The organism is Streptomyces sp. NPDC004539 (assembly GCF_040610055.1).
Classification (GTDB): Bacteria; Actinomycetota; Actinomycetes; order Streptomycetales; family Streptomycetaceae; genus Streptomyces.
On the sequence record NZ_JBEXLS010000055.1, the window covers coordinates 1 to 11,984 of the forward strand.

Consider the following 11,984-nt stretch of genomic DNA (forward strand, 5'->3'; position numbering starts at 1 on the left):
CCACCACCCCCACCCACCCCCCAGCCCGTCCGGCGTTTGAGGACAAGGCCCCTTCAGGGCCGGGCGGGGTCGAAGGGGCGGAGCCCCTGGGGGATGGGAAGGGTAGGGGCGGCGGGGGCGAGGAAAGTCTGTTGCCTGCCTGCGTGCGACTGGGCGAACTCACCGAAGAGGAAGCGACCCTCGCCCGTAGCCGATACCGCGTACCTGAATTCGCCCTGGGACCGAACGCCGTCCGCCACCCCCTCACCCTCCGCCTCCTCGCGGAGATCCGAGCGGCCCTCCCGGACACCCCACCCCCGCTCACCGCGGACAGGGAGGACATCTTCGGCGCGCACCTCGACCTGATGTGCCTCAGAATCGCCGTCCGCCTGGCGATGGAGAACGGCCTCAGGGGCACCGCGGTGAAACGGCTCGCGGCAAGGGTCTCCGGCCAGATCCACGAGGCCGCCAGACGCACCCTGGGCCCGGGCCAGGGCGAACTGGACACCGCGGCGTTCGAGGAACTCTTCCCCTGGGGCCAGGCCCCGGCACGGCTGGGCGGCGGAACGGGCTGGGCCTCGGCCGTCCTCGCCGAGGGCCTCCTCACCCCCGCCGGCACGGGCTACCGCTTCACCCACGAGGAACTCGCCGACTGGCTCCAGGGCATGCACCTCGACCTGGACGAAGCCCTCGACTCCCTGGCCCACCGCCCCCGCACCCCCCACCTGATCCCGGTCCCCCACCACCGCATCGGCCCGGTCGTCCAGTCCCTCCTCCTGGTCGCCCGCCAACAGAGCCCCACCGAACTCGCCGCCCACCTGCGGAGACTGACCGAGGCCCTGGACGACGACCCGAACGCCTGGTGGCCCGCCCACCTCCTCACCGAGACCCTCCTGCGAGTCCCCGACGCGACCCCGTACCTGGACGTCCTGCACGCCCTGGCGAACCACGTCGTCGCCCGGCCCCCCGTACAGAACCCCACCACCTTCCTCCCCGCCTTCTGGACCGCCCTCCCCCTCCCCCCGGCCCCCCTCTTCACCCTCCTCCGCCACCTCCTGCGAGCCGACCCACCCCCCGCCACCACCCCCACCCCCCGCTACCTGGACGCCGTCGCCGCCCTCCTCACCGCCGACGCCACGGCCGTACAGCCCCACCTCACCCTGTGGTTCGAGGACGACCGCAGACTCCCCGGCACGCCGGAGGCGACGGTCGCGGCGGCGGCGCAGGCGCTGCTGTACGCGTACCGGCACCGGGCCCTGGACGACCTCACGGAGGTCCTCGTGGGCTGCGGCCACCGAAGGGCGGACGAACTCCTCGCCGCCCTCGCGGAGGACGAACCCTCCGCCCTGTGCCGCGCGGTGGACCGCTGGGCGAGGGACGCCCGCCCGGCCCGCCGCGTCGCCGCCCTCTCGTACGGCCTGCGCGCCGCCCCGCACGCCGGCTCCGACGCGGACCGCGACCTCCTGAGATACGCGGCACAGGAACTGCTGGCCGAACCCCCGCTGGAGGGCGGCGCGCTGGGCCTCCTCGTCCAGGACCCCCGCATCCGCCCGGCCCACCTCCCCCGCGCCCTCGCGCACTTCACCGCGGCCGACCCCGGACTCCCCCCGACAGCCCTGCTCCCGGCGCTGCGCACCCACCCCGAACCGGTCCTGAAAGCCTTCCGCACCCGCCTCAACCGCCCCGACACGGACCCGACGACGACCCTGCGGGCCCTCGCGGAGGTCACCACCCACCCCCTGAGCCGCCGCATCGCGATCATGGTCCGGGAGACGGTGGAGCGCAGACCGGAGACCGCGGAGGCCGCCGCCGCGTACGTCGACGACCGGCTGCGGCAGGGCCGGCCCGCGAGGGCCGTGCTCCACCCCCTCGTGACGGCCCTGCTGACGACCGCCACCGAGCCGGTGCGGTCCGCGCTCGCGGGCGTCCTCGCCACGCCGGACGACTCCCCCCTGCGCGCGGAACTCCGCGAGTTCCTCCTCACCCACGAGCAGGACCCCGCCGTCCTCACCTCCTTCCTGCACGCCGCCGCCCGCCACCGCTCCCGCGACCTCGTCCACCGCACCGGCCGGCTCCTCGTCCGCACCCCCGACGGCGCGACCCGTTTCGACCGCGGGCTCGTCGACCTCGGCCGGCACGTCCCCGGCTTCGCCGCCCGTGTCGCGGACTGGATCGGCGAGTCCCCGCAGGAGTGGGCGACGGTCGTCGGCCCCGGCGCCCGCCGCATGATCGAGAACCTCGCGGGCGCCGGTGTTCCCGCGTGACCACGTGCGCCCCGTCACAGCGCTGATGCCGATGGGGGTGGAGTCCGCCCGGCATGGCACCCTTAGACCTGCGCAAAAACTTGAGGGAATTAGTTACGTTTCTGAGGAGCGGTAACAGTGCAGCGCTGGCGTGGCTTGGAGGACATCCCCCAGGACTGGGGGCGCAGCGTCGTCACCATCGGCTCCTACGACGGAGTCCACCGGGGCCACCAGCTGATCGTCCGGCACGCGGTGGACCGGGCGCGGGAGCTGGGCGTGCCGGCCGTCGTCGTGACGTTCGACCCGCACCCGAGCGAGGTGGTCCGGCCGGGCAGCCACCCGCCCCTCCTCGCCCCCCACCACCGCCGCGCCGACCTGATGGCCGAGCTGGGGGTCGACGCGGTCCTGGTCCTCCCCTTCACCACCGAGTTCTCGAAGCTCTCGCCGGCCGAGTTCGTCGTCAAGGTCCTCGTCGACAAGCTGCACGCGAAGGCGGTCGTCGAGGGCCCCAACTTCCGCTTCGGCCACAAGGCCGCGGGGAACGTCGACTTCCTCACGGAACAGGGGAAGGTGTACGACTTCGAGGTCGAGGTCGTCGAGCTGTACGTCGCCGGCGAGGCGGGCGGCGGCGAGCCGTTCTCCTCGACCCTGACGCGCCGTCTGGTCGGCGAGGGGGACGTGGCGGGGGCGAACGAGATCCTCGGCCGCCCGCACCGCGTCGAGGGCGTCGTCGTCCACGGCGCCCAGCGGGGGCGGGAGTTGGGGTTCCCCACGGCCAACGTCGAGACCCTCCCGCACACCGCCGTCCCCGCCGACGGCGTCTACGCGGGCTGGCTGCACGTCGACGGCGAGGCGATGCCGGCGGCCATCTCCGTGGGCACGAACCCCCAGTTCGACGGTACGACCCGGACGGTCGAGGCGTACGCCATCGACCGCGTCGGCCTCGACCTGTACGGGCTGCACGTCTGCGTCGACTTCCTCGCGTACGTCCGCGGGCAGGCGAAGTTCGACTCGCTGGAGGCGCTGCTGGAGCAGATGGCGCTGGACGTGAAGAAGTGCCGCGAGCTGATCGCGGCGGCGGAGGAAGAGAAGTAGGCGGGGGAGAGACAGTACTTCCTGGACGACGATGAGGGCGGCCGGCGCTGAATCAGCACCGGCCGCCCTCATCGTCGTCTCGTCTCACTGCTGGGGCGGGTACCCCTGCTGCGGATACTGCTGGCCGGGGTGGGGCTGGCCCGGGTACGGCTGCTGGCCCGGGTAGGGCTGTTGACCGGGGTAGGGCTGCTGGGCCTGGTACGGCTGGCCGGGGTACGGCGGCTGCCCCGGCATCGGCGTCTGCGTCTGCATCTGCTGGCCCGGCATCGGCGGGGCCACCACCGGCGGCGGGTTGCCGTCGCTCGTCCACAGACCGTGCGACTGCTGGTGGCGGACGAAGTCCTCGGCGACCAGGGACGCGAGGTGGAAGTACGCCTCGCGGACCTTCGGCCGCATCATGTCGAGGTCGACCTCCGCGCCGGCCGAGAGGTGCTCGTCGAAGGGGACGACCACGACACCCCGGCAGCGCGTCTCGAAGTGGCTGACGATGTCCTCCACCTTGATCATCTTGCCGGTCTCGCGGACCCCGGAGATGACGGTGAGGGAGCGGGCGACGAGGTCGGCGTAGCCGTGCGCCGAGAGCCAGTCCAGGGTCGTGCTCGCGCTGGACGCGCCGTCGACGGACGGCGTCGAGATGATGATCAGCTGATCGGCGAGGTCGAGGACGCCGCGCATGGCGCTGTAGAGGAGGCCCGTGCCGGAGTCGGTGAGGATGATCGGGTACTGGTTGCCCAGCACGTCTATGGCCCGCCGGTAGTCCTCGTCGTTGAACGTCGTCGAGACGGCAGGGTCGACGTCGTTCGCGATGATCTCCAGCCCCGACGGGGCCTGGGAGGTGAACCGGCGGATGTCCATGTACGAGTTGAGGTACGGGATCGCCTGGACGAGGTCCCGGATCGTCGCCCCGGTCTCCCGCCGCACCCGGCGCCCCAGCGTCCCCGCGTCCGGATTCGCGTCGATCGCCAGGATCTTGTCCTGCCGCTCGGTGGCGAGGGTCGCGCCCAGCGCGGTGGTGGTGGTCGTCTTCCCCACCCCGCCCTTGAGGCTGATCACCGCGATCCGGTAGCACGACAGCACCGGCGTCCGGATCAGCTCCAGCTTCCGCTGGCGCTCCGCCTCCTCCTTCTTCCCGCCCAGCTTGAACCTGGACCCGCCGGTTCCCGGGCGGCTGCTCTTCGTCTTCTGCTTCTTGTTGTTGAGCAGCCGGTCCGAGGAGAGCTCGACGGCGGCCGTGTACCCGAGCGGCGCGGCCCCCGGGTTCACCGGCTGCCGGTGATCATGCTGCACCGGCTGCGGCCAGGCCATACCGGTACGGGGGTCTATGGGCGGCGCCTGCGAGAAGTCGTGCCCGGCCTGCACATCGGGCATCGGCCCTGGCTGCCCCGGCTGCCCCGCTTGGGGGAAGCCGTAGCCCGAGGGCGGGGCGGGCGGAGTGGGCACCGAACCGGGCGGGGTGCCCGGGGGCACGGGCGCCTGCACCCCTCCGGGACCGGCCTGACCCGAGGACACGGGCGGCTGAGGCACACCGGGACCGGCCTGTCCCGGGGGTACGGAGGGCTGGGACGCACCAGGACCGGCCTGCCCCGGCTGCGGGAAGCCGTAACCCGCCGGGGGACCCTGGGCGGCGCCCTGCTGCCCGGCACCGGGGTGGTGACCCTGCGGCGGGGCCGGAGGAACGGGCGGCTGCCCTGCGCCGGGCCCGGCCTGGGGGGTGGGCTGCCCCGGCTGGGGGAACGGGGTGCCGGGCGGTGTCTGGGGCGCGCCGCTGGGGTGGGGGAAGCCGTAGCCCGCCGGGGGTTGGGGGGCGTTGGGGCCCACCTGCGCGCCGGGCTGATCCGGTTGCCCCGGCTGCGGGAAGCCGTAGCCAGTAGGGGGCGTGGGGGGTGTCTGCGGGGTGCCACCGGGGTGCGGGAAGCCGTAGCCGGCGGGGGGCTGGGGGGTGTTGGGGCCTGCCTGAGTGCCCGGTTGTCCCGGTTGCCCAGGCTGTCCCGGCTGAGGGAATCCGTAGCCGGTGGGGGGTGCGGGCGGTGTCTGCGGGGCGTCGGGGCCCGCCTGGGTGCCGGGCTGATCCGGCTGCCCGGGGTGCGGGAAGCCGTAACCCGCCGGGGGGTGTGCCACGCCCTGCTGCGGGGCGTTCGCCGAGGGCGGGAAGCCGTAGCCCTGCGGGTGGGGCGGAGGGACGGGGGGCTGGCCCGGCTGCGGGAAGCCGTAGCCGGCGGGGGGCGTCGGGGCGCCGGGAGGGGGCGGGGTGGTGCCCGGGGGGTACGGGGCGTTCTGGCCCGGCCAGCCCGGGGTGCCGTGCGGGGGCTGCGGTGGTACGGCGTTGGCCTGGGCGTCCGCCGGGGGCTGCGGTTGGGCGGGCCACTGTGCGGCCGGGGCGGGGGCGGCGGGTTCGTAGGAAGGCGGGAGCAGGGGGACGGGGGGAACCGGGGGCTGCGGCGCGGGGAGCGGCCAGGAGCCGTCCGTCGGTTCCGGGGTGGCCTCGGGGGAGTCGGTGCCGGGGGCCGTCGCGGTCTGCGGTTCCGCGGATGCGGCTCCGGCTTCGGCGGGTACGACGGTGTCGTCGGCGGCCGGGGTGTCCGGGGACGTGCTGCCGGTGTCGTCGGCGTCCGGTGCGGGGTGCTGGGCCGGGGTCTCGGCGGCGGGACTCTCCGCGTCGGCCTCGGGCGCGGCGGCGTCCGGAACGCCGGGCTGCTCGGCGGAGCCGGCGGGTTCGGCACCGGAGTCGGCGGGCTGCTCGGCGGAGTCGGCGAGTTGGGCGTCGGGTACGGCGTTCTCGGCCCCGGCGACCTGGTTGCCGGGTACGGCACTCTCGGCGTCACCGGCCCCGTCGTCCGGGGTGGCGTTCTGGACGTCGGCGCCCGGGGCGTCGTCACCGGAAGCGGCGTTCTGTTCGGCGGCGGGGGAGTGCTGGACGGCACCCTGCTCACCGGCGCCGTTCTCCGGACGGTTCTCGGAGCCCTCGGGAGCGGAGACGTCAGCCTCGCCGGCGTCGTCCATGGCGGCCTCGGCCGGTACGACGGCGTCGTCCGCGGGCGAGGCGGCGGCCTCAGCCGGTACGCCGCTTTCCGAGCCCTGTGCGGTGCCCTGCGGCCGGCCGGCAGGGACCGTCCCGGCGTGTGCGGCGGCTTCCGGCTGTCCCGCGCCACCCTGGGCGCCCCCCGGAGCCGCCACAGGCGCATCCCGCTCGGCGATCTCCCGCTTCAACGCGGCCGACGAGATCCGCATGGTCGCCGGACTGTCCAGATCCCCGTTCCCCGGCACCACCGGAGGCTGAAGCTCGAACCCACCGCCCTCGGGCAACCCGGGCACGGCAGCGGGAGCCGCCCCCATACTTCCCTCGGCCACGACAGGAGCGACCACACCGGGCACCCCCGGCGGCATGGGCGGCACCCCAGGAACAACGGGCCCCGGCCCCGCAGGCACCCCGGGCCTCACCGGCGGCACATCGGGCACACCCTGCCCGACCACACCACCGGGCGCACCCGGAACCCCCTGGACTCCCGGAACTCCCGGCTGCCCCGGAACCCCAGCCACTCCCGGCGCCACCGGTCCACCCTGAACCCCAGCCACTCCCGGTCCACCCGGAACCCCAGGCGCCCCGGGGAACCCGGAACCGGCCGGAGCACCGACACCCCCCGGCCCCGTCGGAGCCCCCGGAAACCCACCACCCGCACCAGGCCCCCCATGAGCCCCCACCACACCAGAGCCTCCCGGAACCTCGGCACTCCCCGGACCCCCGGGCGCACCAGGACCCCCCGGAACCCCGGGCATCCCAGGCACTCCGGGCACGGCCGGTGCCCCCGGCATCCCAGAACCCCCAGGCACTCCAGGCACCGCCGGCGCCCCCGGCATCCCAGAACCTTCCGGCACCCCGGGCACACCCGGCACCCCCGGACCAGGCGGCACCCCAGGAACCCCCGGCACCGCAGCCCCCGCAGGCGGCGCCGGGGGCGTCGGAGGAGTTCCCGGCAGACCGGTCCCCGCCCCCGCACCCCCGCCCGCGTTCTGCGTGTACCAGGCCGGCGGCGCGTAGTCGATCGTGAACTCGCCCGTCATGTCGACACCGGAATCCGCGTCGGGCTGGTCATCGCCGGGCGGCGTGGCCCAGCCCCCGCGCGTCCCGTCCCGATCGCTGCTCACAGTTCCTCCTGAGATGGCCGGACCCCCTGATACCGCACCAGGAGGCGACCGTTTCGTGTTGTCTCTGGTCGTCCGAAGTGGCCGGACTCGTCGAAAAGCCGACCGGGACCGATCGAGGGTGTCCGAAGGACGAGGACGGCGTTCCGCCCGCCCACCGGCTCCCCCTGGGGCATCGGCCCCCGGCCCACGGGTCCCGGCGTCGCGCCCGGTACCAGCCTAATCACCACAAGCCCCACCCCGGCAGGCCCGCCCACCCCTCAGCCTCCGCCCAACGCGTCACACACCACTCGAAACCGACACCCTCACCGACCGCCGGCCCGAACAAACCGCCCTATAACGGGAGATGCCCCCAAGTGAAGGTCATGCGAAAGCCCGCGCGAGGAACCCCACCCGCACGCCCCCCGAACCCCCCGGCCGCCCCACGGTCGCCTGGCCGTCCACGGCCCCGGCCCTCCTGCCGACCCAGCCGACCCGCCCCGCCGAGCCCTCTGCCCTGATCGCCCCGGGCCAGGTTGCCCCACTGAGCCCCCCGGCCAGGTCGCCCTCAGGCCGGGTTGCTCCGCTGAGCCCCCAGCCTCAGCCCTGGTTGCCCCCAGCCCCGGTTGCCCCACCGAGCCCCCTGACCTCAGCGCCCCGCGTCATCCCCCCCAGCGCCCCCGCCACCCCCTCAGAAACCCGCCCCCTCAGTCCATCCGCCGAGGCATCCCCAGCAACCCGATCTCCGCCTCCGTGGGCTGCGTCATCACGTACTGCCGGTCCCGGTCCCCGCACCACAGCGTCACCCCGTCGGGCAGCGTCGGCAGCGCCTCCCGGTCGGCCTCCGGCAACGGCATGGCCCGGCTCAGCTCCACCGCCTCGTCCGGCGAGATCCGCTGCACCCCCACCAGCCGCGCCTGCCGGATCAGCCGGGGAGCGACGGGGCTGAGGTATGGCAGCAGCGTCAGCACGGACTGCCAGGGCCCCGAAGCCACCCGCCCCCGAGGCGGCTGCATCCCGCAGTCCCGCACGACGAGCACCGGCGTCCCCGGGGACGTCCCCTGCGGAGGCACCCGCCCCACCTCGTGGACGGCGAGCCCGTTCTGCCCGCCCCCCATCGCGTGGACCATCTGCATCCACGCCTGCGGACGCCCCGTCTCGACGGCGACCCGGGCCCCCGTCGCGGCGGCCCGCAGGGCGATGACCTGGGCCGTCCACAGCCCCCCGATCAGCGTCACGTCGTACGAGGTGGGCCGGTTGAGCCCCAGCACGGACGGCCGCCCCTCGGGATCGACCCCGATGACGACCCCGTCGTCCCCGATGGGCAGCGACAGCGCGTCGAGCTGCTCCACGGAGACGGAGTGCCGCGCGTGCCGGGGCCCGATCAGCCCGAGCCCGGAGCGCAACAGCTCACGAGCGGCGGAAACAGCGGAACCGGTGGCAGTCAACGAACCCCTCCGAACGACAGAACAGCTGAGGACGAACCCCTGGACACCCGGCCGCCCCTCACCAAGCCCCTCACCGCGCCCCTCCGAGCGGCATGGTCGCCAGCATCCCCGGCACCTGCTCCCGGTCCAGCCGCACGAGCCCCATCCCCGTATGCCGCGCGGCCCCCTGCAACGCCCGCCGCGCCGCGACCAGTTCGGCGTCGCTGCGCCCCGTCACCCGCAGATACCCGGCGAGGGACACGCTCTGCCGCTCCCCGCGCGTGAGGCTGAGACTGAAGGTCGTCGCCAGCGCCGGAACGGCCGTCACGAGAGCGATGAGCTGCGGCAGCGACGGCGCCCTGCTCCCGCCGAGCGCGGGCCAGCGCCGTACCCAGAACGTCGTGTGGCGGCGGTTGTCGCAGCGCCAGCCCCGGCCGGACTCCTCGGTGCGCCGCTCGCGCGCCTCCGTACGCCCCGCCTCGGCCGTGACCAGCGGGTTCGCGTGCGCGGAGGTGGCGATCGCGGACGTCAGCTCCTCCTCGTCGAGGAGGGTCGCGCGAAACCCGGCGCCGGTGAGACGGCTCGCGAGCTGGTCGGCGGCGCGGACCACGCACTTCTGCGCGCCGGTCAGCCCGCCCCCGCGCGCGGCGACCGCCTCCGGGCACAGCTCGGGGTCCAGCTTCAGCGCGATCCAGGTGATCCGGACGGCCGGCGCGCCCGTCTGCTCCTGGAGCGGCGCGTAGTTGGCGATCGCCACGGACTGCTGGGGGAGGTGCAGCGCGGGCGCGGGCTGCGTGTGCAGGACGACCTGCGCCGACTCCAGCCGGATGCCGTCGACCTCCAGGGCGTCGTACACCAGGCGCAGCGGGAGGGGGTGGCGGTCGCGCTCCACGCGCAGGGCCGTGGAGTCGGCCTCGACCTGGAGGACCGCCGTGACGAACGTGCCGTCGCCGACGACGCCGACCGGGCGGCGGTCACGGCCGGCGTACGTGTACGTCCGCAGAGTCGGGTCGCATTCGACGGCCGGGGCGAGACCCGGTTCCGTGCCCGCCGGTATCCCGGTCGTCGCGGCCCGGCGCTGCCTCGTCCGCAGGGCCCAGGCGGTGGCCACCCACTCGGGCAGCGTGCGCCCCCGGCGGCGGACGAACGCGACCAGGACCAGGCAGACGGCGAGGACCCCCGCGACGGCGAACGCGACCGTGTTCACCGCCCAGCCGACGACGAGCGCGGCGGCGGCGATCTCCAGCAGGACCAGTCGTTGCAAGCGGAATGCCCCGGCCTGCCCCGAACGCGACTTAAGGTGCAGTGCGCTCGCCTCGGCCGGTGATCGGCCGCGCGTTCTGGAAGCCCTCACTCCATCCCCCCGTTCTCCTCACAACTCGCCGGTTCTCCCGCGCCGCACGGCCTCTCACGGGGCCCCGCGGTGCCCGGACAACCTACCCGCGCCCCACGTCCCGGCGGATACCAGGCATAGTAGGGGGCCGCACTGACATCGCGGGCCGGCCGCTCTCTCGGCAGCCGCCGGACCCGCCGGCACATTCCGTGCGGCATGCGCGCGGCATGCGTGCGACTTTCGTGCGACACAGGGGGAGACAGGCACCGATGGCATCCCGGCGTGACGAGCTCAATGCCTACACCTTTGCGAAGCGCCGCATGCTCGCGGCCTTCACGCATTCGTCGCCGGGCTCCGAGGAAGGCGCCCCCAGGCCGCTGCGCGGGGTGCTCCCCGGGGCGATCGTCGGCGTCGTCGTGATGGCCGTGTTCGGCGCGTGGGGGATGTTCAAACCCACCGCGCCCAAGGGGTGGGACCAGCCCGGTGCCAAGGTGATCGTCGCCGACAAGTCGACGACCCGGTACGTCGTCCTCACCACCGACGGCCAGAAGCAGCTCCACCCGGTGCTCAACATGGCCTCGGCGAAGCTGCTCCTCGACGCGGGCCAGGAAAAATTCGTCACCGTCTCCGAGTCCGTCCTCGACAGCGGCAAGATCAAGCACGGCGTCACCATCGGCATTCCGTACGCCCCCGACCGCCTGCCCGGCGCGGAGGAGGCGAAGAAGGCCAAACGCTGGGTGGTGTGCGAACGGCCCGGCGCGGGCGGCGAGTCCATCCAGCGGGCGGCGCTCGTCCTCGCGTCCCGCGACATGAAGGCCACCGAGGGCACGGACCGGCTCACCGGCGGCGAACTCCTGTACGTCCAGGACCCCGAGGGGCAGCGGTACGTCGTCGACGCGAGCGGGCGCGCGTACCCGATCGGCAAGTCCGACGAACTCCTCCTGCGCGCGGTCGTCGGCTCCGGACGGCAGGCCCAGAAGGTGTCCAAGGCGTGGATGACGACGCTCCACACCGGCGACAAGATCGACTTCCCGGCGATCGGCGGGGTCGGTGAGCCGGCGGGCGCTCCCGGGGGCCTCGACGCGGCGACGAACAGGGTCGGGATGGTCCTCAAGGGGGCCGACCTCAACAAGGACCAGTACTACGTCGTGCTGTCCGGCAGGGTCGCGCCGATCTCGCCTTTCGTCGCCCAGCTCCTGCTGTTCAGCAAGGAGTTGAAGGATCTCGGGCAGGCCGGCGAGGCCAAGCCGATGAGCCCCGGCGACATCGTCCCCGGCGCCCCCTTCGCCACCGAGTACACCTGGCCCACCGAGCAGCCCCAACCCGTCAACGACCCCTCCACCGACGCCGGTTCACGCAGCACCGTCTGCAACGTCCTGCGCTCCGTGGACGGCGGCACCGGCGCGACGACCCTCAGCACCTGGGCCGGCACCGACTTCCCCGAGAGCCTGCCCACCGGCTCCTCCAGCGCGTACGTCACCCCCGGCTCCGGCCAGCTGTACCGCCAGTTCCAGGGCACCGAGACCAAGGCGGGACCGGTCTTCCTCGTCACGGACACCGGCCTGCGCTACGTCCTCCAGTCGAACGCCGACAGCGCCACCGACGACGCGGGCATCGGCACCAGCCCCGAGAAGCTGAAGCAGCAACAGCAGGAGGCGAAGCAGGCGCAGACGCTGCTGGGGTACGCGAACGTCGACCCGGCGCCGATCCCGGCGACGTGGTCGGAGTTCCTGCCGACGGGCCCGCGCCTCTCGACGGCGGCGGCCCGCCAGCCGCAGGGTTCCTGAG

Annotated in this window: 5 protein-coding genes and 2 pseudogenes; 3 read left to right on the forward strand and 4 right to left on the reverse strand. The window is 74.2% G+C overall.

The genetic code is table 11. The features are described 5' to 3' along the window. Nucleotides 1-2,243, forward strand: a pseudogene (locus ABZX85_RS49660) (hypothetical protein); the annotation flags it as partial. 117 nt (nt 2,244-2,360) lie between these two features. Next, nucleotides 2,361-3,317, forward strand: coding sequence for a bifunctional riboflavin kinase/FAD synthetase (locus tag ABZX85_RS49665; RefSeq protein WP_355885032.1), 957 nt, complete (start codon nt 2,361-2,363; stop codon nt 3,315-3,317). A gap of 84 nt (nt 3,318-3,401) precedes the next feature. Here ABZX85_RS49665 and ABZX85_RS49670 read toward each other — a convergent pair whose 3' ends face one another. The 4 genes and pseudogenes from ABZX85_RS49670 to eccE all read right to left on the reverse strand — a co-directional run bounded on the left by ABZX85_RS49670 (nt 3,402) and on the right by eccE (nt 10,217). Then, on the reverse strand, nt 3,402-6,545 hold the full coding sequence (locus tag ABZX85_RS49670; RefSeq protein WP_355885057.1) for an AAA family ATPase: 3,144 nt from the start codon (nt 6,543-6,545) through the stop codon (nt 3,402-3,404). A gap of 783 nt (nt 6,546-7,328) precedes the next feature. Beyond that, nucleotides 7,329-7,460: pseudogene (locus ABZX85_RS49675) on the reverse strand (SCO5717 family growth-regulating ATPase); the annotation flags it as partial. A 683-nt stretch (nt 7,461-8,143) separates the two neighbouring features. After that, the gene (locus ABZX85_RS49680; protein ID WP_355885033.1) at nt 8,144-8,884 is read right to left on the reverse strand and encodes a hypothetical protein; all 741 of its coding nucleotides are present in this window, start codon (nt 8,882-8,884) and stop codon (nt 8,144-8,146) included. Nucleotides 8,885-8,954: 70 nt separating this feature from the next. After that, nucleotides 8,955-10,217 carry a type VII secretion protein EccE gene (gene eccE / locus ABZX85_RS49685; protein WP_355885034.1) on the reverse strand — a complete coding sequence of 421 codons (1,263 nt, stop codon included), beginning with the start codon at nt 10,215-10,217 and terminating at the stop codon, nt 8,955-8,957. A 248-nt stretch (nt 10,218-10,465) separates the two neighbouring features. Here eccE and eccB point away from each other — a divergent pair, with 248 nt between their 5' ends. Next, nucleotides 10,466-11,983, forward strand: a complete 1,518-nt coding sequence (eccB, locus tag ABZX85_RS49690) for a type VII secretion protein EccB (RefSeq protein WP_355885035.1) — start codon at nt 10,466-10,468, stop codon at nt 11,981-11,983. Nucleotide 11,984: the final 1 nt, after the last annotated feature.